This is a genomic window from Pseudomonas sp. C32, from assembly GCF_030417915.1.
GTDB lineage: Bacteria > Pseudomonadota > Gammaproteobacteria > Pseudomonadales > Pseudomonadaceae > Aquipseudomonas.
This window is the reverse complement of the sequence record NZ_JAUHUK010000026.1, coordinates 36801-57408: the sequence shown is the minus strand read 5'-3', so window position 1 is coordinate 57408 and position 20608 is coordinate 36801. Positions and strand designations below refer to the sequence as shown.

Here is a 20608-nt window from a genome sequence, read left to right as displayed (position 1 = left end):
CCAAACCCTGCCCTTCATTTCAATTGGCGGACCGCGAAGCATCGGATTCGGTTGCTGCGCAACCGGACGGGGGCAAGCCCCCTCGTCACAAAGGTACGTCAGACGCGAAAGGCCTGAACGGCAGTATGCAATCGCCCACCCAGTACCAGCAGGTTTTCCCCTTGCTCACGCCCCTCGCCGATACGCAGCAAGTTATCCCCACCCAGCTGGTGAATCCGCTCGCTGTGATCGCGGATTTCGCTGACGGCGCCGCTCTGTTGTGCGGTGACATCGGCGATGCGCACAGCGGTGTCGGAAATGGTCTGGATCGCCCCGACGATTTTATCCAGCGCGCCGTCAGCCGCCTGAGCCTGGCTGGCGGTGGCTTGGGCGTGTTCGACCTGGGCGCGCATGCCTTCCACCGATTGCCGGGCGGCGGTTTGCAGGCCGGCGATCAAGGTTTGGATCTCGGCCGTGGCCCCGGCGGTGCGTTGTGCCAGTGAGCGCACTTCTTCCGCCACCACGGCAAACCCCCGGCCCATTTCCCCGGCACGAGCGGCTTCGATAGCGGCGTTGAGGGCCAGCAGGTTGGTCTGGTCGGCAATCGAGCAAATGACAGTCAACACGCCGCCGATCGTGGCGGACTCCTCGGCCAGGTGCTCGATCATCTGCGCATTGCCTTGCACTTCGTCCACCAACGCATGCAGGCCTGTGAGGCTCAGGCCGATGACTTTCTGTCCGTGCTCGACCGCCAGCCCCGCATGACGACTGGCGTCGGCAGCCTGGCTGGCATCGCCGGCCACTTGCTGGATGGTGGCTTCCAGCTCACTGAGCGAGTCGCGGATCAGTGCCGTATCACCGGCCTGATGTTCCGCTCCGTCGTGCAGGTCGTTACTGAGGTCAGCCAGGGTTCGGCTGCTGCCGGCGACCTGTTCGGCGTTGCGGCGAATGGTCCCCACCAGGTCCACCAGATAGGCACGCAGGCGATTGAGCGACGCTTCGATGTCATGCAGTTCACGGTTGGTGTTGCCCAGTTGAATGTCGCGGCTGAAGTCGCCTTCGGCCCAGGTCGACAGGGCCGGGGCGAGGTTGGTCAGGGTCCGGGCGAGTTTGCGTTGCAGCGTGTCGATTAGCAGGGCAATCAGCAAGATCAGGCCGATCATGATGCCTTGAATCAATCGCACTTCGCTCTGGATCTGCCCGTGCTGGGCCCGCACCACGGGCTCCAGCCCGGCGATAGCCTGTTGCACATCGGCGATTTTCAGGTGTGTTGCCGCGCTGAGGTCGGCGCGCTTCTGGATTTGATCACGAGTGCGTGCGAGTTCGGCCGGGTAGCGGGTGAGCAGGCTGTTGAGTTCGCGTTTGAGTCCGACGCCGGCATCTTCGGCAGCGGCTTTTTCGGTGTTCTCCAAACCCATCATCGAGGCGAAATCATCGGTGTTCGATTCGCTGCTGGCTGTTACGCCGAGCAACGGCAGGGCGCCCAGCTTTTCCGCTTGAGCGCGAATGTTGCCGACTTCGCGTTCGACATCGGCGGCCAGCTCACTGCGACCGCTGCTGACCAGCTTGTCCCGGGCCAGCGACAACTTGCCCAGATGTTGCGAGGCGGCCAGCAATGGCGCCAGGTAGGCCGCGTTGCCGCTGGCGTATTGGTTGAGCTGATCAAGGTTGGCGCCGAGCTCCCGTTCAGCTTGCAGCAACAGCGCTTGTGGGTCGCCGGCGAGCTTGCCGGCCGCCAGCAGGTCGGTTTTGCTGAATTCGCTCAGGTTCGACAGGCTGGGACGCAGGGTCTCGGCCAGTGTCGGCGGCAACTCATCGAGTTCTTTTTGAACGCCCTCAATGGCCTGGCTGGCGCTGCTCAGGCGCAAGGCATCGCCGCTGCCGAGATAATCCTCAACGCTACGCGCGACTTCATTCTGGAAAGTCTGCGACAGGCCCAGGTAGCGCTCCATTAACAGGTATGGACGCTCAAGGGCTTTTTGTGACCACCACAGCGTGGCGCCGAGGGCGACACAAACGGCCACCAACAGAAGGGTATTGAGATTGGTCAGCAGCTTCAGGCGCATTACGGGACTACCAACGGCAGAAATGGTAAGGGCCTGAAGTTATTGCGTTTCTATTACAAAGTTATGACTGTATCGGTCGATTCCGATAAAAAAGTGGCACTTTGCTTTGACGCCCGTGCAGCTTGCACGCGGTTGCGTCCGCCATGTTTGGCGCGGTACAGGGCTTCGTCTGCCTGACTGGCCATCGTCAGGCTGTCCGAGCTTTCGCACAGCTCGACCACCCCGGCGCTGAACGTGCACCAGAGGTCCTGGGGCTGCGCCGGGTAGTGAATTTCGGCAAAGCGCTGTCGGATTTCGTCGAGCACGCTGTAGGCCGCTTCGATATCGGTATCCGGCATCACAATCGCGAATTCCTCGCCGCCGTAACGGCCGATGAAGTCGGTTTTGCGCAACCGTTGCTTGAGGAACAGTGCCAGGCTCTTGATCACTCGGTCGCCCATGGGGTGGCCGTGGCTGTCGTTGACCCGTTTGAAGTGGTCGATGTCGAGCATGGCAAAGCTCAGCGGCTTGTTCTCGCGACGGGCGCGGAACGAGCAATCTTCGAGCAATTGCAAAATGTGGGTGTGGTTGTACAGGCCGGTGAGGCTGTCGCGGACCATTCGCGCCTTGAGGTTGCGCGCACGCGCCGCACGGTTGCGCACGGTGGTGATCAAGTGCCGCGGCTTGATCGGTTTGGTCAGGAAGTCGTCGCCGCCTTCGCTCATGGCGTCGAGTTGTTTGTCCAGGTCGTCTTCGGCGGACAAGTAGATGATCGGCACGCTGACATAACGGTCGTTGTGGCGGATCACCTTGGCCAGTTCCGTCCCGGTGCAGGCCGGCATGTACATGTCGAGGATGATCAGGTCGGGTTGAAAATCCGCCAGTTCGGCCATGGCCTGGATCGGCTCGATCAACGTCCGGGTGACGATCCCGGCGCTGTTGAGCAGGCGCTCGGTGTGCAAGGCCTGGGCGCGGGAGTCGTCGATGATCAGCACTTTATAAGGTTCGTACTGGGCAACGCAGGTCAGGACTTCGATTTTTTCCAGCAGACTCGACGCTTCGAGGGTGCCGGTCAAAAACTCCTGGCCACCGGCACGCACGGCGGCGAGACGGGTGGGTGTGTCGGTTTCGTGCAGGCTGAAGAACAACAGCGGCAACTGATGATCCAGGCCTTCCTGGGCTTCGGCGGCCAGTTTCAGGCCGATGCCGGGACCACTGAAGTCGACGTCCATGACAATGGCCGCCGGCAGGCGCTCGATCATCGAGGCGCGAAACGCAGCGACACTGTCCAGGCATTGGGCACTGAGCCCGAAGAATTCCAGTTGTTTGGCCAGGCGCTCGGCGCGGTCGTGATCCTGAAGCATGACGTAGATCGGTTTGCGCAGAGGCGGCAGGAACGTCTGATCGAGCTGATCGCCTTGGCGCAGGCCGGTGCGCGACAGGCGTTGCATCAAGCGATTGAGGTCGGTGATCAGGCCACTGCTCAGGCGTCCGCGATTGGCGTCCACAGCCTCCAGCGACTGACCGATATGCAGCGCCAGTTGCGAGTGTTCCGGTTGTTCGAAGCGCTCGGCAAAGCGCAACAGGCGCAGGTTGGCTTCGCTCAATTCCGCAAGGTCGGCGGTGGACCACTCACTGCGCTGCAGGCGCTGCCATATCTCAAGAATCTGACGTGCCTGATGAATTACCCGCTGGGCAAAGTGGTGCTTGAGGCGCTCGCGGCTGGGATCTTCTGGCTCGGTCATATCCTGACTACTGATTAGGGGGCGCGCTGAGGTCGAGTGGTGGCTCTATGCTAGCACCACTTTTCGGTTACATGAGCGCTATACGTCAATAATCTGCAATGTAATCTCATTCAGTTTCTGACCGGTCAGTCTGCTTTTGGCCCGTAAAGTCTGGGTGGAAGGTGGCGGGGAGCTTTGTTCATGGACGTTTGGTGCTGACCGTTGCGTTTCGCGGGGATGAGCGACGGTGCAGGCATCCGGTTTTCTCCGCGGAGTCGTTTCGGGCTAAAAGGGCATCAGGGATTCCCTTAGTGGGTGCGATCCCATCCATTAGCCGTATTTGCGTTGCACAGCGCTGCCGTTCAGGGCGGAGTTTTTTGTCCGCAGGTGCGGCAATTTCTGCCATCAGCACAATGGGCGCGTGCCGGGCGAAGGCACGTTGTTGTATGGTTGTGGTCGAACCGTGAACTCAAGTGATTGAAAGGATATCGCCATGCTGGACTGGAAAAACCGCGCAGGCAGTGCGCCCGAACGTGCCGCTGAGCCGAAATCGGACACCCGCAGTTATCTGGGCGGCCTGTTGTTCAGCCGGGCGCTGGCCACTCTGATTGCTCTTTACCTGCTGGTGGCGAGTGTTTTGGGATGGTACTGGAGCCAGGAACCCGCGCTGTTCCCGGTCCAGCAAACGGCCCAGCAAGCGGCCGAAAAAGAAGGTAAGCAGATGGTCGTCGGCTACACCACGGTCGAAACCCTCAAGACCGTCGCCGGCACTTTGCTGACCAAGCCGGGCGGCTACATTTCCAATGACCGGTTCCCGCCGGGCTTGTGGATGGACAACATGCCGAGCTGGGAATACGGCGTGCTGGTGCAGGTCCGCGACCTGAGCCGTGCGTTGCGCAAAGACTTCGCCCGTTCGCAGTCGCAGTCCGCCGAAGACGCCGATCTGGCCAAGGCCGAGCCGCGTTTCAACTTCGACAATAAAAGCTGGGTGCTGCCATCCAGTGAGTCGGAATACCAGGAAGGCATCAATTCCCTGAGCCGCTATCAGGCGCGCCTGTCCGATCCGAACCAGAAGAGCGCGCTGTTCTATGCCCGCGCCGACAACCTCAACAATTGGCTGGGTGATGTCGGGACTCGTCTGGGTTCGCTGTCGCAACGGCTGTCGGCCAGCGTTGGCCGAGTCAAGCTCAATACCGCGTTGAAAACCGAAGTCGTGGTACCGGGTGTGGCGCCGCAGGTCGACGAAGAAGTCGTCGAGACGCCGTGGATGCAGATCGATAACGTGTTCTATGAAGCCCGTGGTCAGGCGTGGGCCTTGTCTCACCTGCTGCGCGCCATCGAAGTCGACTTCGCCGATGTATTGGCCAAGAAGAACGCTACCGTCAGCGTGCGTCAGATCATTCGCGAACTGGAAGCCTCGCAGGAGCCAGTCTGGAGCCCGATGATTCTCAATGGCAGCGGCTTCGGCGTGCTGGCCAACCACTCGCTGGTCATGGCCAACTACATTTCCCGGGCCAACGCGGCGGTGATCGATTTGCGTCAACTGCTCAATCAGGGCTGAGTCATGGTCGATAGCTCCATCTATAACCTGCGAGAGGCCGCGCACCGTGCGGCCTCGGATGCCGAGCAAATCGCCTGGGTCGACGAGCAGGACAACCTGCTCGGCGCCCTGGTCCGTTCCGATTTGCGCGAGCGCGGGTTGATCGGGCGCGGCACCTACATCATGTTGTTCAATTCTGCCGGTGAGCTGTGTGTGCATCGGCGCACGCTCAGCAAGGCGATTTATCCCGGCTACTGGGACGTGGCGGCAGGTGGCATGGTGCTCGCCAGTGAAACTTACGCCGAATCGGCGGCCCGGGAGCTTGAAGAAGAGTTGGGCGTGAGTGGCGTAGAGCTGACTGCCCATGACCACTTTTTCTTTGAAGACACCGGCAATCGTCTCTGGTGTTCGGCCTTTTCGGCGGTGTGGGACGGCCCGTTGATCCTGCAACCTGAAGAGGTGCTGGAAGCGCGCTTTATCCCCATCGATCAGGTCATGCTGGAAATCGAGCAAAAGCCTTATTGCCCGGACTCTTTGGCCGCGTTGAAGCGCTATCTGCGTTCACGACAAACCGACGTCGCAAAACCGCTATAAATTGGCGCCGATTGGCTCTTAGCAATCGGCGTTTTTGCCGTTACACTGCGCGACCTTTTAAAGCTGAACCGGTATTGCTTGTTGTTGCTGTAGGAGCGAGCTTGCTCGCGATGGACGTCAACGATAACGCGGGCATCCAGAATGAACGCGTCGCCTTTGAGTTCATCGCGAGCAAGCTCGCTCCTACAGTGACGTGAATGTTGTGCCGTTTCAGTAGCGCTGCCCCTGCCTGAGTGGGGCTTCGCGGTCGATAGCCCTGCCCAGGTGCTGCGACCAGTCTTTGTCCTCCAAAGAGGATTGCCGGTGGCCAAAAAAGCCGCATCCTTCGCCGCCCTCGGTGGCTTGGTATTTTCCACCGACGCAGGTCGTCATTGCCCGGAATGCAGTAAGCCGGTGGACGCCTGTATCTGCAAACAAAGCGTTATCCCGGTCGGCGACGGCATCGCTCGCGTGCGTCGCGAAAGCAAGGGCCGTGGCGGCAAGACGGTGACTACCATCACCGGTGTGCCGTTGGCAGAAGACGCGCTCAGGGAGCTGGCCACGACGTTGAAGAAACGCTGTGGGACCGGTGGGGCGTTGAAAGACGGGATCATTGAAATCCAGGGCGATCATGTCGAGCTACTCTTGGCTGAACTGATCAAGCACGGTTTCAAGGCAAAGAAGTCCGGCGGCTAGCAGCCTCTGTGAAAACCACCCCCGGCTTGATCCGGTCCTGATGACATTCAGGTCCGGCATCGTCTACATGGTTTTCACAGAGCCTGTTCATGACCGGTATCTAAACTCACTGCGGTCGGCGGGGTCTATTGCCCCGTTGACGAACCGTCATTTTCATTCTTTAGACTGCGCCGGCCTGAACCCAGGCGACGCACTATGACTTCTTTATAGGGGACTTCGATGTCCGTACGACGCACACGCAAAGACGATGGCAGCCAATGGACAGTTGCGGACAGCCGCAGCGTTTACGGGATTCGCCATTGGGGGGCCGGGTATTTCGCGATCAATGACGCCGGTCGCGTCGAAGTTCGTCCGAACGGGCCGAGCAGTTCGCCTATCGACCTGTTCGAGCAAGTCGACCAGCTGCGCAAAAGCGGCCTGTCCTTGCCGTTGCTGGTGCGCTTCCCCGACATTCTGCAAGACCGCGTGCGTCAGCTGACCGGCGCATTCGACGCCAACATCGAGCGTCTGGAATACCAGAGCAAGTACACCGCGCTGTACCCGATCAAGGTGAATCAGCAGGAGGCGGTGATCGAAAACATCATCGCTACCCAGAACGTGTCCATCGGTCTGGAAGCGGGCTCCAAGCCTGAACTGCTGGCGGTGCTGGCACTGGCGCCGAAGGGCGGCACCATCGTCTGCAACGGCTACAAGGACCGCGAGTTCATTCGTCTGGCGCTGATGGGCCAGAAGCTCGGCCACAACGTGTTCATCGTGATCGAGAAAGAATCCGAAGTCGGCCTGGTGATCGAAGAAGCGGCCTCGCTGAAGGTCAAGCCACAGGTCGGTCTGCGCGTGCGTCTGTCGTCCCTGGCCTCGAGCAAGTGGGCGGACACTGGCGGCGAGAAATCCAAGTTCGGTCTGTCGGCGGCGCAACTGCTGTCGGTGGTCGAGCGTTTCCGCGCGGCCGGTCTGGACCAGGGCATTCGCCTGCTGCACTTCCACATGGGTTCGCAAATTGCCAATCTGGCGGACTACCAGCATGGCTTCAAGGAAGCGATCCGTTACTACGGCGAACTGCGCAACCTCGGTCTGCCGGTGGATCACATCGACGTCGGCGGTGGCCTGGGCGTGGACTACGACGGCACGCATTCGCGTAACGCCAGTTCGATCAACTACGACATGGACGATTACGCCGGTGTCGTGGTCGGGATGCTCAAGGAGTTCTGCGACGCGCAGAGCCTGCCGCACCCGAACATCTTCTCCGAAAGCGGCCGTTCCCTGACCGCGCACCACGCGATGCTGGTGATCCAGGTGACCGACGTCGAGAAACACAACGACGACGTGCCGCAGATCGAGAACAAGGAGTCGCTGCCGGAAACCGTACAATGGCTGGTAGACCTGCTGGGTCCGACCGACATCGAGATGGTCACCGAAACCTACTGGCGCGCCACGCACTACATGAGTGACATTGCTTCCCAGTACGCCGACGGCAAACTGACCCTGGCCGAGAAAGCCCTGGCCGAGCAGTGCTACTTCGCCGTGTGCCGTCGCCTGCACAACTCGTTGAAGGCACGTCAGCGTTCCCACCGTCAGGTGCTTGACGAACTCAACGACAAGCTGGCCGACAAGTACATCTGCAACTTCTCGGTGTTCCAGAGCCTGCCGGACACCTGGGCCATCGACCAGGTCCTGCCGATCATCCCGCTGCACCGTCTCGACGAAGAGCCGCTGCGTCGCGCGGTACTGCAAGACCTGACCTGCGACTCCGACGGCAAGATCAACCAGTACGTCGACGAGCAGAGCATCGAGACCAGTTTGCCGGTGCATGCCCTGAAGGAAGGCGAGGACTACCTGTTGGGTGTGTTCCTGGTCGGCGCCTATCAGGAAATTCTCGGTGACATGCACAACCTGTTTGGTGACACCGATTCGGTGAACATCTACCAGAACGCCGACGGCAGCGTGTACCACGCCGGTATCGAAACCCACGACACCATCGAAGACATGCTGCGTTACGTGCACTTGTCGCCGGAAGAGCTGATGACCCACTACCGCGACAAGTGCGCCAGCGCCCGCATCAGTGCCTCCGAGCGCACCCAGTTCCTCGATGCCTTGCGTTTGGGCCTGACCCGTTCGTCTTACCTGTCTTCTTGAGGTAAGTCTCACGCTCATCAGGTCGTCTGAAAATTTACCGTCTGCTGCGGAAATTTCAGATGACCTGGTGCGGCGACTCTCTTATCCACCGCGAAATTTCCCACGTCCTCGGCGATCCAGGCCATTTGGTCTTCTTTTCGCGTAGGTCATTTCCTAAGTTGTATTTCAGCTCTCTACTCGGCCATGCCTCTCGGCGAGAATCCCCGGCCGCCCCTCCTGTAGAGAAACGCGATGTTCGATCCAGTCAGCGAGCCTTCATTTCGTCTGGATGTAGCAGGACTGCCCGACGCCTTCGAAGTCTTGGCCTTTACCGGTAGCGAGGCCATCAGCGAACCGTTTGTGTTCGACATGGACCTGCTGATCGATGACCCGACGCTTGACCTCGCCAGCCTGTTGTACCGTTCGGCCACTTTGCATGTCGGGCCTGCGGATAGTTGTATCCATGGTCAATTGCACGAAATCGTCCAGCGCGATCACGGCGCAGGGAGCAGGCTTTGTCAGGTGCGTCTGGGCCCCAGGTTGACCTGTCTGGCCCAGCGCTTCAGTCAGCGAATTTTCAGTGGTCGGCCAGTGCCGGAGATTCTCGATCAGGTCCTCAGGGAGCACGGTATCGTCGGCGCCTCACGGCGTTTCGAATTGAGCGATGATTACCCGCCCCGGGATTTCTGCACGCAGTTTCGGGAGTCGGATCTGCAGTTTCTCCAACGGCTGTGCGCCGAAGAACGGCTGCATTACCGTTTCGAACATCAGGCTTGTCGGCATTGCATGGTGTTCAGCGATGATCAACGGCATTTTCCGTTGGGCGAGCCTGTGATGTTCAGGGTCGAAGGTGGGCCACCGGCCGTGCGGCAATTTGAGCATCAGCGATGCGGTCAGTCGGCAGAGTGTTTTACGGACCTGACGACCTTGCGCAGCGGCCAGTTGATGCCGCTGTCGGGTCACCCGGACTCGGAGTGTAATCACCTTTGGTTGCTGACTGATATCAGCCATCAGGGCAGTCAGGATCTGGCAATGCCTTATCGCAATCAGGTCCGGGCACTTCACTTGACGGCGTCCTTCGAGCTGGCGTGTCCGGCCGTCAAACCGCGGATGCACAGCCTGCATCGCGCGTGGGTGGTCGATGTCGATGAGCCGCTCCCCGACCCGGGCAGGCCGGTGCCGGTGCAGTTCGACTGGCTCTATCAGGGAGAGGGCGCGGTGCCCAGCCATTGCTGGCTGGCGCTGGACGCACAACTTCAGGCCAGCTCTGTCGCGCCGTTGCGAGAGGGTACTGAACTGGTCGTGAGTTTTATCGAAGGTGATCCGGATCAACCCCTGATCACCGGACTGCTGCATATACCAAACGCTACGGAAGAAATAGTCGATTGCGTGTCATCCCCGGACGCTGCAGATGAGGTGGGACTGCCGCAATGGTTACGCTCCGGTGAACCATTGATGTTGCTGTGTCTGCTGCCTGGTGGCGGCAGCTTCAATCATTGTGCGCAGGTGTTATGTACCTGTCGGGCGGCGACACGGTTCGGCCAGAGCGGTGGCGTATGATCGCGGCCCCGTCCACGCCTGACTCGCCTGCGCAATGGTTGTTGCTTGAGGCAATGGCCGCGTCAGCGGCGGTAGAAGTGTTGCAACAGGCGTTCGGGCAGGCGCGTTGGTTCTGGTTGTTCGAGGGCACGGAATGGCAGGCGCAAAAGGCGCAGGGACCGATCCTCGTCGATCTGCGGACATGCCCGGCCCTGGCTGATTTGTACCGCGTGGATGGGCGGCGCTGGCGCGGCTTGCTGATTGCCAGTGAAACATCGACCACGTCATTGCTGGCCCATCTGCGGCGCATGCTGACCGTCACGTTCGGCCTGCACCGGGCCATGCTGAGCTACTTCAACCCGAACACCGCAAGCTACTTTTTCGACGCTTGTGATGCCGCAGAGCTGAGTCGCTGGCTGGGGCCGATCAGCCAGTTGCGCTGGTTCGGCGGAACCTGGGCTGACCGCGCAATGGGCTGTGACGGTTGGCAACGCTTGCAAAACCCCGGATTGACGGTGAGGCCGTTGGCCGTTGAAGAAGACCTCAGCGCCGGGCAACAGGAAAAACTTCAACTGTGCCTGCTCGAACAACATGCCTGGTGCTGGAGCCGATCCACCGCCACTGAGTATCCCGATCTGTGGGCCAAACTGCAGGAGGGGTTGGTGTTGGGTTTCAGCGAGCGTGCGGTGCTCGATGACTGGTTATGGCTACGATTGCAGCATCCCGACGCCGTGCCTGAGCCGCCGCTGTCGGGGCTGACTCAGCAGGAACGACTCGATAATCTGCGCCGCCTGTGGCAGCGCGATCAGTGAGTGGCGCGGGTGAACCAGCCATCGTTGCGACGCAGGCGCCAGGCGATCACGCCGAGCGTCAGGCTGCGCAGTAACATGAACAACAGGAAGGTTATCCACAGGCCGTGGTTGCCCCGGTCTTGCAGCAACCAGCCGAACGGCACCACCAGCGCCACCGTCAGCAGCATGCCGTTGCGCATTTCCCGGGCGCGGGTGGCGCCGATGAACAGGCCGTCGAGCAGGTAACTCCAGACCGCAATCATCGGCAGTGCCGCCAGGTAAGGCAGGTAGATGAACGCGGTGTCGCGCACGCTTTGAATGTCGGTCTGCATCTCGATGAACAGATGCCCCGCGAACAGAAACAGCACTGCAAACCCCAGGCTCGCCAATAACGACCAACCGCACGCCAGCACCAATGAACGGCGCAGGGCATCGCGATCGCGGGCGCCGATGGCGTGCCCGCACAGGGCTTCCACAGCATGGGCCAGACCATCGAGGGCGTGGGCGGTCAGCAGCAGGCCATTGAGCAAAAGGGCGTTGGCGGCGACCGTGGCATCGCCCAGTCGCGCGCCTTGCACGGTGATCAGGAAAAACACAGATTGCAGCGCCAGGCTACGAATGAAAATGTCGCGGTTGACCGCCAGCAGTGGACGCCAACTCTGCCACACCGCCAATGCCGCCCAGACGATATGCCCGGGGTAGGCGCGCAAGGCCTTGCGGGTCATCAACAGGCCGATCAGTGCACCGGTCCATTCGGCAATCACCGAGGCCCGGGCGGCGCCGACCACACCCCATTCCAGGCCAAGGACGAACCACAGGTTCAGGGCAATGTTGACCAGGTTGGTGCTCAGCAAAATCGCCAGCGGTGCCCGGGCATTCTGGGTGCCGAGGAACCAGCCGACCAGCGCGTAACTGGCCAGTGCCGCCGGCAGTCCGAACAAGCGGGTGTGAAAGAATTCGCGGGTCAGCTGATCGAGTTCTGCCGAAGGTTGCATGAAGTGCAACGCGACCCCGCTCAACGGCACGCCCACCGCGCCCAATACAATTGCCAGTCCCATGGCCAGCAGCAAACCTTGCAATAGAATTTGCCTTAACGCCGTGCCATCCCCGCGCCCGGCGGCTTGCGCCGCGAATCCGGTGGAACCCATGCGCAGAAAGCCCATGGCCCAGGCGAGGAAGGTGTACAGGCTGGCGCCAACCGCCACGGCGCCAAGTTGATGGGCGTGGGGCAGGTGACCGATGACGGTACTGTCGACCAGCGCCACCAGCGGTACGGAAATGTTCGAGAGAATCATCGGCGCGGCCAGCGCCCAGACCCTGCGATGGGTAGGGCGGTCGCGCCAGTCGGCGGTCAGGTTGGACATGCAGGCTCCTTGGGGGAGCGGGCATTGTAGCGACACATCGAGAGCATACTGCGATCTATTGTGGTGAGGGAGCTTGCTCCCGTTGGGGCGCGAAGCGGCCCTTTTTGTCATCAGACCGCAGGCGACTGCTTCGCAGCCGAGCGGGAGCAAGCTCCCTCGCCACAGGTAATTGTGCAGGGCTAGTGGATGATCCAGCTGAGCAACCAAAGCCCCAGCATCAACCAGATGATGCCCATGATGAACGACGCATTGAGAAATGCGCGGATGGCCGACCACAGCAGGATCAGCCCGAGGATCAAGGTAATGATGCTGACAATCGAGGTATCCATGCCCAACGCGCTGGACAAGCCTTCGACAAAGTTGCTGCTGGCATTGCTCAGCAAGTTGAACAACCCACTGAGGCCATCAACGATGAAACGGATGATCGAGCCAAGTGCCTGGCCGAGCCATTCGGAAAAACCTTCTACCTGCATGGAGTGAGCGTCCTGATTAAAGAGAGTGAGTCTTGGGCTGTCGATCATGCTGCCGAGTTCCCACAAGCATAGAGGGTTGCACCGTACCTGTGGGAGCGGGCTTGCTCGCGAAAGCGACGGATCATCCGGCATTAAACGTTGTCACTTGCCATCCTCGGTCATCCCCCCGAAGCTATACGCCTTCAGGAGAGCCCGATGAACCTTGTTGAACTGACCGAACGCCTGCACGCCATCCGTGATCGCAATGACTGGCGGCAATTTCACAGCCCGAAAAACCTGGCCATGGCCGCGAGCGTGGAGATGGCCGAGCTGGTAGAAATTTTCCAGTGGCTGAGCGAAGAGCAGTCACGCCAGTTGCCGACAGACAAGCTCGCGCACGCCGGGCAGGAAGTCGGCGATATCGTCCTGTATCTGTTGTTGCTGTGCAGCGAGTTGGGTCTGGACATGGAGCAAGTGGTGCGCAGCAAACTGGCGGACAGCGAGCGGAGGTTTACCTGATGAGCGACCGTCACTTCGACCAGTTGGCGACCCGTTTCGCCGAAAAAATCTACGGTGGCGCCAAAGGTGCAATCCGTCTCGCGGTGTTGCAGGCCGACCTGTCCGAAACCCTGCCGGATCGACCGCTGCGCGTGCTGGACATCGGCGCCGGCCTGGGTCACATGTCGTTGTGGCTGGCCGAGCGCGGGCATCAGGTGACCCTCGCCGAGCCCGCCGAGCCGATGCTTGAAGGCGCTCGCCAACGCTTCGCCGACGCAGGGCAGACGGCGACGTTTATCCAGGCGCCATGGCAAGACCTGCTGGGCCAGCTCACCGAACCTTACGATCTGGTGCTGTGCCACGCGGTGCTGGAATGGCTGGCTGAACCCCATGCGATTTTGCCGGTGCTGCATCAATTGACCAAGTCGGACGGCTGGCTGTCCCTCGCGTTCTACAACCGCGACGCATTGATTTACCGCAACTTGCTCAAGGGCCATTTCCGCAAGATGCGCAAGAACGACATGGCCGGTGAAAAGCAGAGCCTGACCCCGCAACAGCCCCTTGATCCACGCGAGCTGGCGGCGCAACTTGAGGGTTTGTGGCAGGTCGAAACCCAGAGTGGCGTGCGGGTTTTTCACGATTACATGCCGGTGGAATTCCAGGCCCGCGCCGAGTTGGTGGACTTGCTGGAAATGGAACTGGCCCACCGTCGTCACCCGAGCTTTGCCGGGCTCGGGCGTTACTTGCACTGGATTTGCCGGCCGGTCTGATCGGAGTACGAAATGAAAACTCGTTCAGGGTTGTTGGTGATCTGTCTGGGGTTGACCGCTTGCCAGGGCAGCAACCCTTACGTGGCCACGTCCAACCCCTTGCCTCCGGCGCCGGCCCAGGCCGCCAAAACCTTCGACCGCAGTGCCTACCCGGCGGCGCCCCGTGACTACGGACGCTACCGCAGCTGGGCCTGGCTCGACGGGCAACTGCCAGCGGGCACGGCCTGGGCGGACTCGGCGCAGGTGGCCGAAGCGGTCAGCAGTGCGCTGGATCAACGTGGCTTGCGCCCGTTGCACGATAATCGCCCGGCCGACCTGTTCGTCAGTGCCGACCTGCGCATGGAAACCCGCTTGCGCCAGGCTCAGGACGATTATTACGGCGGTGCCTATTACGGCGGTTATGGCGGTTACAACCGCTACGGCAATGGTTACGGTGCGTACACCGCCGTGCCGGTCATTCGTACGTATTCGGAAGAGGTCGTCGTGGTGCAAGTGGATATGTATGACGCCCAGAGCGGTCAGCCGGTCTGGAGTTCCAGTGCCGAAACCAGCAACCGGGGCAGCGAAAGCCAGCGCACCGATGCCATTCGGGAGGCTGTGGAAAAGGCCATGTCGGCGTATCCTCCCAGTTAGCTTCTGTAGATAAGAAGCATTTCGCAGGTTTCTGCTTTCCACCGGAGAATCATCATGCTTCGCCGTTTCGTTTTACTGGCAGTGGCTGCGCTGCTCAGTGCCTGCGCCGCCAACCAGGTCAATCACGACTATGACGCCAGCCGTGACTTCGCGGCTTATCACAGCTGGAGCTGGAAAGAGCCCGCGCTGCAATACCGTCCCGATGATCCGCGGATCAAGAGTGACCTGACCGAGCAACGCGTGCGCGAGGCGGTGACCGATCAACTGGATCAGCGTGGTCTGCGTCCAGCCGCCGCGGACGCCAAGGCTGACTTGAATGTGCAGACCTACCTGATTGTCGAAGAGCGCCAGCAACAGGTGACCACCAATTATGGCGGTGGCTGGGGTAACCCATGGTATGGCTACTATGGCGCGCCGATGTACAACGAAACCCGCCTGGTTTCCTACAAGGTCGCGACCATCCAGATCGACCTGCTCGACGGCAAGGACGGCAAACTGGTGTGGCGCGGCAGCGATGAGCAAATGCTCAGTGGCAGTCCGAATCCGTCAGATCGCAGCACGGCCATCCATGAAACGGTCACGCGGATTCTGGCCAACTATCCTCCGCGCAGATCCTAGCCTTAACGCCTCTCGACCCCCTGTTTCGCCGCCGGGGGTTTTTTATTGCCGGAAGTGGCGAGTTGCCAGCGACCTCGATCACCCTTGACTACACTCCTTGTCACCCACGGAGGTTGCGCCCGGCTGTGCGCCGGCAAAGGAGTGCGCCATGTCTTCCCGTATGCAGTTTCGCGGTCCGGCCCGGCAACAGGGCGCGATTGGCCTGATGGCCGCGTTGACCCTGACCACGGCCCTGGGCTTCATGTTGTTGGTGGTCGATAGCGGCAGGCTTTATCTGGAGCAGCGCAGTTTGCAACGCGTCGCTGACACGGCCGCACTGGAAGCGGTCACCCGTGATGGCAATTGTCGGGCCGGGCAGACTGCGACGACGTACGCCACTCAAAGCGCCACGCGGAACGGTTTTACCGTCAATGCCGATCGTACCCTGGCCGTCAGTTGCGGCACCTTGCAGACGGGTGCCAATCACCTTCGCACGTTTATGGCCGATGCCACCAAAAGCGCAGCGGTGCAGGTCATTGCCACCCATACAGTCCAAACCAGCGTGGCGGCCGGCATTGGTGCATTGTTGTCGGGTGATCCGGTCAGTCTGACTACCCGGCTCGGCGCTACTGCGGTTGCCGCCGAGCCCAAGATGACACTGGCGCAGCTCAGTATCCGCAGCACCCTGGCGGGGGCGGATACCTCTAGATCAAACCTGCTCAATCCACTGTTCTCGACGTTGTTGGGCGGTAATGTGAACCTCACAGCCCTGGGCTGGGATGGTTTGATCAACACCGATATCAACCTGTTGAAATTCATGGACCAGTTGGCCATTCAGCTGGGGGTGACGGCGGGTGATTACACCGGGCTGCTGAACGCCCAAGGCTCTGTGACCAAGTTCATCAAAGCCGCCGCCAATGCAGCGACCCAAAATGGCGCCACGGCTGAGGTCACCACCGCATTGGTCAATTTGCAGGTGGCCGCCACTGGCGCTTCGCCCATCAAACTGGGTGACTTGCTGCAATTGCAAACCGGTAATGAGGCGGCGGGCCTGGATGCCTCTGTGCAGCTGTTTCAGTTGATTCAGGGGGTTGTTCAGCTTTCGAACAAAAACAGCGGCGTGACCGCCGTGCTGCCAGTCAATGTCCTGGGGCTGGCGGGCGTGACAACGCGCATCAAGATTATTGAGCCCCCGCAGTTTTCGGCGATAGGCGATCCGGCGCTGGCCAAACTCAATCCATTGGGGGCGAACCGAATCTATGTACGCACGGCGCAGGTGCGAGTGCTGGTGTCGGTCGATCTGTCGCTGATCAATGCGGTTTTGCAGGTCGTCAAAGGGTTGTTGGATACGGTGGTGGGGCTGATCAATACGCTGCTGAGCCCGACCTGCGTCTTGAGTTGTACCCAGACCGATTTGAGCTTCATGCCCGACGGGCTGAACCTGGACGTGGGGCTTGAAGCGGGAGTGGGGCGCAGCTATGTCACCGATTACAGCTGCGCCACCCCAGCCAGCAAAAGCCTCAGCGCCAGCACCGACATTTCTACGCTGCAAGTTAAAGTCGGGCGGATCGACCCGGCTATCTGGCTCTCGTCTTCCACGTCTGAAGCCCTTTCGCCCGTGACACTGTTTGATATCGGCACACAAACCTGCAACATGTCCGGCTGTGGCGCGCGAAAACCTTTCGGCGGCGGTGGCAGTGAAATCATGATCGACAGTTCGGTGGCCGGTGTCAGTGAACCCAATTTCGCCTTTGCCAATCCTCACGATGTAAACGTGCCGCCGAACCCGACGCATCCCGTGATGGTGTCAGGCGTGGTTGGTAGTCTGAATGGCACGCTTGGGGGCGTGGAATTGATTTCGCATGACCCCGTCCTGACGAGCAGTTTGTTGGGCACATTGCTCAACACCTTGCTGTCGACGCTGACGCAGGTGATTTCGTTGTTGAGCACGGGTATCAGCGGTCTGCTGGCGCCATTGGTCGACCCTATCCTCGATGGACTACTGTCCAGTCTCGGCATCGACGTCAACAAGGTCGACGTCGGGTTCAACCTGACCTGCGGAGAGAAGGGTAAAGCCTACCTGGTGATTTGATCCTCTTGCACAATCGGCAACTCAATACAAAACCGTGCACCCTCGGTGGCGTTTATCACGCTCAGTTTGCCGCCCATGTTTTCGACGATGCCGTAACTGACCGACAGCCCCAAACCGGTACCAACCCCCACCGGTTTGGTCGTGAAGAATGGCTCGAAAATCCTTTCCAGCAGGCGTGGATCGATACCGCCACCGTTGTCCTCGACCCATAACCGCACAACCTGGGCATCGCGTTCGGCATTGACCGAGATCCAGGGTTTGAACGCCGGGTTGCCTTCGCGTTTACCGAGCAAGGCATCCCGAGCGTTGACCATCAGGTTGATCAGCACCTGTTCCAGTTGATCGACGTGGCCACGCACCTGCACGTCAAAACCGGCCTCGCTGATCCGCAGGTCGACGCCTTTGCCACGCATGCCCTCGGCCAGCAGTGCCAGCGTGCCTTCGATGGCCAGGGCCGGATTGAACGGATGCTGCTCGATTTCCGAACGGCGGCCGAACACCCGCATGTGATCCACCACCCGCGCAGCACGCTGCACTTGTGAGTCGATGCGATTGAGTTTGTCGGTCAGGTAATCGACCTGCACCTCACCGGTGCTCAGGCGCTTGAGCACGTTGACGACGGCCATGCGCATCACGTTCAACGGCTGATTGATCTCATGGGCCAGGCCGGTGGCCATTTCGCCCAGCGTGGCCATTTTCGCGCTTTGAGTAAGTTGCTGCTGCGAGCGCCGTACTTCCGTGTTGTCACGACCCACGGCCTGGATTTCCAGCAATTGACCTTGCTCGTCGAACACCCCGCGGTCGGACCAGACCCACCACGCGTGTTCACGTCCGGGCAGTTGCAGGTTGATTTCGGCGGTGCTGATCGGGAACTCGGGGCTCAGCTGATTCAGCCGTTGGGTGAAGGCATCGCGCTGCGCCTGAGACATCCAGTTGCCCAGATTCATCCCCGGCAATTGCTCGGGCGTCAGTTCCAGGTACATGGCCAGCGGCCGGTTGCCGAACGTCAGGGTCAAGTCCGGGCGGTAGCGGCAGATCATCGCCGGTGAGTCTTCCACCAGAATCCGGTAGCGCTCTTCACTTTGCTTGACCTGTTCCGCGGCCAGGGTCGCTTCGGTGACATCCAGCCACAGCCCCACGGCTTCGACCGGCAAGCCGAGGTCATCACGCAGTAATTTGGCTTCGTCGAGCAGCCAGTGATAATCGCCACGGCTGTCGCGCAGGCGATAGCGGGCACGCACGGAACCTTCGCGCAGCAACAGTCGGGTGCGTTCGAAGTACTGCGAGCGGTCGTCGGGGTGAACCCGGTCCACCAGCGTATCGGGTGCGCAATCGGCGAGGCTCCAGCCCAATAGTGGCAGCAGGCTGTCGCTGAAGAACGTCGGTTGCAACGCGCCTTCGACGTAACGCTGCACGTAGATCACCGCCGGAGAACTGGCGATCAGGTTGTCCAGCCGCGCATGGGCGGCGGCGGCGCGTTGCTCCTGATTCTTGATGTCGCTGATGTCGAGCATGAAACCCACCAGCCGACGGCTTTTACCCAACCCCAGCGCCTGGCCTTGCAGGCGATACCAGATCGGTTCGGGTCCATCGTCGGGGCGATACAGGCGCACGCAAAGCAGCATGGACAGGCCGTCATCCCGCAAGTCTTGCAGGCGACGGCGCAACACTTCGCGGTCGGCGGGATACACCTGCTCAAGCCAATCCTGCACCGATAAACGCGATGTTCCCAGGTTCAGCGTATTGGCCAGCGAAGGGGCCAGCTGCACCTCGTCGCTGTCGCTGAACATTTCCCACCAGCCGGTGCCCAGCAGGGCTTGCAGCGACTCAAGACGCTCGAGCTGCAACTGATGTCGATGTTCGCGCAGACGTTCAAGCAAAGGCGCGGCGAGCGCAGCTGTCAGCTGCTGCCAGTCGCGCTCGGTAGTATCCGGCGCGCGTTGTTGTACTGCATAGAAACCGCAGAGCAACCAGGCGACCACCCCGTTCGCATCGTGATAGGGCACCGCGAAGCCGTCAGCATTGCCGAAGGTGCCTTGCAGGCGCGGGTGTTCGCGCAGGGTCAGATACTGCGGCGCAGAACCGCTCAAACTGTCGAGGCCAGTGCCCAGGCGCTGACCGTTTTGCCAGAGCTGTGGGGCGTCGAACGCGGCGTACTGCTGTTGAATCTGCCAGCCGTGTTCCTGCTCATCCGGCAAGGCCAGGGCAAGGCATGGAATCTGAAAGCGCTGTGCCAGGTTTTGCAGTTGCTCGGTCAGCACGTCCGGCAGGCGCGTCAGGCTGCACAGGCGCAACTGCTCAGCGATTTGCATGGCCAGCCGTTGGCACTGCTCGCGGTTGTGCGATTGCCGCCGCTCCAGCAACAGGTCACCGATGTCCAGCAGTTGCAACAACCAGGCATCGCCGAAGGGTTGTACCCAGCCGCGCAGATGCAGCGGGGCACCGTTCAGGGTGTAGAAGTCCAGGTCCAGGTTCTGGCCCTGCCAATCAGCGGGCGAGCCTTCGATGGCCAGGCTGCTGTGGGGTAAAAGCAAGTCGAGAAGATGAGGCGCCCGGGCGTTCGGGACCCGCTGTGCCAGCAGATGCCGCAATGGACCGGTCAACTGCATGACCCGGCCTTCGGCATTGAGTTGGACCTGCAAACCGAAACACTGCACCCACTGCGTCTCGGGCGGCTCCTGCCGGGGCTGCGGATAGCGGTTGAGCAGACGGCCGAACAACTTGTCCCCAGCGCTCAAAATTGCAGGCTCGAACTGGCTGTCAGGGTGGCCGGCAGGTTGGGCACTTGACCGATAACCGGCAGGTTCAGAAACGGGATAACGGCGTTAATTTTACTGGTCGGGTAGTTGACGCTGACTTTCAATACGCCGCCCACGAATGTGGCGCTGGTGTCGGTGGCCGCATTGAATGCCAGCGCGGGGGGAATCCAGGACAATTGATTCTTCAGCTCCGCCGTGGCTAGCGCCGTCAGCGCGCTTGCGTAACCGGGTGTGGTCGGGTCCAGCGCGACGCTGCGCCTTACGGCTTCGGCGGTCGACTGGTTGAATGATTGCATCAGCAGCATCGGCAGGCTGTAACTGACAATGCCGTAGAACACGGAAAAAAAAACGATGAACACCAGAGCGAACTCAATCGCGGCGGCACCTTTTTGTTTGTGCGGGAGGCTGTTTCTCATGAGTGCGTCTACCCTGACCATCACTAGG

17 protein-coding genes are annotated in these 20608 nt (G+C 60.6%); 11 read left to right on the top strand and 6 right to left on the bottom strand.

All coding sequences use genetic code 11. From position 1 onward, the window contains the following. Positions 1-98: 98 nt before the first annotated feature. Both QYH43_RS24130 and gcbA read right to left on the bottom strand, forming a co-directional pair. A complete protein-coding gene (locus QYH43_RS24130; RefSeq protein ID WP_301158259.1) occupies positions 99-2045 on the bottom strand; it encodes a methyl-accepting chemotaxis protein in 1947 nt (648 codons plus the stop codon). Between the two features lie 53 nt (positions 2046-2098). Next, complete coding sequence (gene gcbA, locus QYH43_RS24125; protein ID WP_301158258.1) at positions 2099-3769, bottom strand: diguanylate cyclase GcbA; 1671 nt, start codon at positions 3767-3769, stop codon at positions 2099-2101. 472 nt (positions 3770-4241) lie between these two features. Between gcbA and QYH43_RS24120 the strand changes: the two genes are divergently transcribed. The 6 genes from QYH43_RS24120 (at position 4242) to QYH43_RS24095 (ending at position 11020) form a co-directional block, all read left to right on the top strand. After that, positions 4242-5309, top strand: coding sequence for a DUF2333 family protein (locus QYH43_RS24120; protein WP_095056275.1), 1068 nt, complete (start codon positions 4242-4244; stop codon positions 5307-5309). 3 nt (positions 5310-5312) lie between these two features. Beyond that, positions 5313-5882 carry an NUDIX hydrolase gene (locus tag QYH43_RS24115; RefSeq protein WP_301158257.1) on the top strand — a complete coding sequence of 190 codons (570 nt, stop codon included), beginning with the start codon at positions 5313-5315 and terminating at the stop codon, positions 5880-5882. Positions 5883-6185: 303 nt separating this feature from the next. Next, positions 6186-6557 carry a translation initiation factor Sui1 gene (locus QYH43_RS24110; protein WP_301158256.1) on the top strand — a complete coding sequence of 124 codons (372 nt, stop codon included), beginning with the start codon at positions 6186-6188 and terminating at the stop codon, positions 6555-6557. A 219-nt stretch (positions 6558-6776) separates the two neighbouring features. Continuing rightward, entirely contained in the window at positions 6777-8690 is a 1914-nt protein-coding gene (speA, locus tag QYH43_RS24105; RefSeq protein WP_095056272.1) for an arginine decarboxylase, read from the top strand. Between the two features lie 231 nt (positions 8691-8921). After that, a complete protein-coding gene (locus QYH43_RS24100) occupies positions 8922-10229 on the top strand; it encodes a type VI secretion system Vgr family protein (RefSeq protein WP_301158255.1) in 1308 nt (435 codons plus the stop codon). Continuing rightward, positions 10226-11020 (top strand): DUF4123 domain-containing protein, encoded by a 795-nt coding sequence (locus QYH43_RS24095; RefSeq protein ID WP_301158254.1) that lies wholly within the window; start codon positions 10226-10228, stop codon positions 11018-11020. The genes QYH43_RS24100 and QYH43_RS24095 overlap by 4 nt, the downstream gene beginning before the upstream one ends. On the opposite strand, the gene QYH43_RS24090 is transcribed toward QYH43_RS24095, so the two are convergent. Beyond that, positions 11014-12363 carry an MATE family efflux transporter gene (locus QYH43_RS24090; RefSeq protein ID WP_301158253.1) on the bottom strand — a complete coding sequence of 450 codons (1350 nt, stop codon included), beginning with the start codon at positions 12361-12363 and terminating at the stop codon, positions 11014-11016. The two genes, QYH43_RS24095 and QYH43_RS24090, sit on opposite strands and share 7 nt — an antisense overlap. Before the next feature lie 179 nt (positions 12364-12542). Next, positions 12543-12836: a hypothetical protein gene (locus tag QYH43_RS24085; protein ID WP_095056268.1), complete on the bottom strand. Its 294-nt coding sequence runs from the start codon at positions 12834-12836 to the stop codon at positions 12543-12545. Positions 12837-13031: 195 nt separating this feature from the next. Between QYH43_RS24085 and QYH43_RS24080 the strand changes: the two genes are divergently transcribed. From QYH43_RS24080 to QYH43_RS24060, 5 genes are all read left to right on the top strand, one after another. Then, on the top strand, positions 13032-13334 hold the full coding sequence (locus QYH43_RS24080) for a MazG-like family protein (protein WP_095056267.1): 303 nt from the start codon (positions 13032-13034) through the stop codon (positions 13332-13334). Beyond that, a complete protein-coding gene (locus QYH43_RS24075) occupies positions 13334-14083 on the top strand; it encodes a methyltransferase domain-containing protein (protein ID WP_095056266.1) in 750 nt (249 codons plus the stop codon). Before QYH43_RS24080 ends, QYH43_RS24075 begins: the two co-directional genes overlap by 1 nt. A 12-nt stretch (positions 14084-14095) precedes the next feature. Beyond that, on the top strand, positions 14096-14716 hold the full coding sequence (locus QYH43_RS24070) for a DUF4136 domain-containing protein (RefSeq protein ID WP_301158252.1): 621 nt from the start codon (positions 14096-14098) through the stop codon (positions 14714-14716). A 54-nt stretch (positions 14717-14770) separates the two neighbouring features. Continuing rightward, the gene (locus tag QYH43_RS24065) at positions 14771-15334 is read left to right on the top strand and encodes a DUF4136 domain-containing protein (RefSeq protein ID WP_095056264.1); all 564 of its coding nucleotides are present in this window, start codon (positions 14771-14773) and stop codon (positions 15332-15334) included. 148 nt (positions 15335-15482) lie between these two features. Beyond that, positions 15483-17405, top strand: coding sequence for a pilus assembly protein TadG-related protein (locus tag QYH43_RS24060; protein ID WP_301158251.1), 1923 nt, complete (start codon positions 15483-15485; stop codon positions 17403-17405). On the opposite strand, the gene QYH43_RS24055 is transcribed toward QYH43_RS24060, so the two are convergent. Both QYH43_RS24055 and QYH43_RS24050 read right to left on the bottom strand, forming a co-directional pair. Beyond that, positions 17390-20143 (bottom strand): ATP-binding protein, encoded by a 2754-nt coding sequence (locus QYH43_RS24055; protein ID WP_301158250.1) that lies wholly within the window; start codon positions 20141-20143, stop codon positions 17390-17392. The two genes, QYH43_RS24060 and QYH43_RS24055, sit on opposite strands and share 16 nt — an antisense overlap. Then, the gene (locus QYH43_RS24050) at positions 20140-20580 is read right to left on the bottom strand and encodes a TadE/TadG family type IV pilus assembly protein (RefSeq protein WP_095152316.1); all 441 of its coding nucleotides are present in this window, start codon (positions 20578-20580) and stop codon (positions 20140-20142) included. The genes QYH43_RS24055 and QYH43_RS24050 overlap by 4 nt, the downstream gene beginning before the upstream one ends. Between the last annotated feature and the right edge of the window lie 28 nt (positions 20581-20608).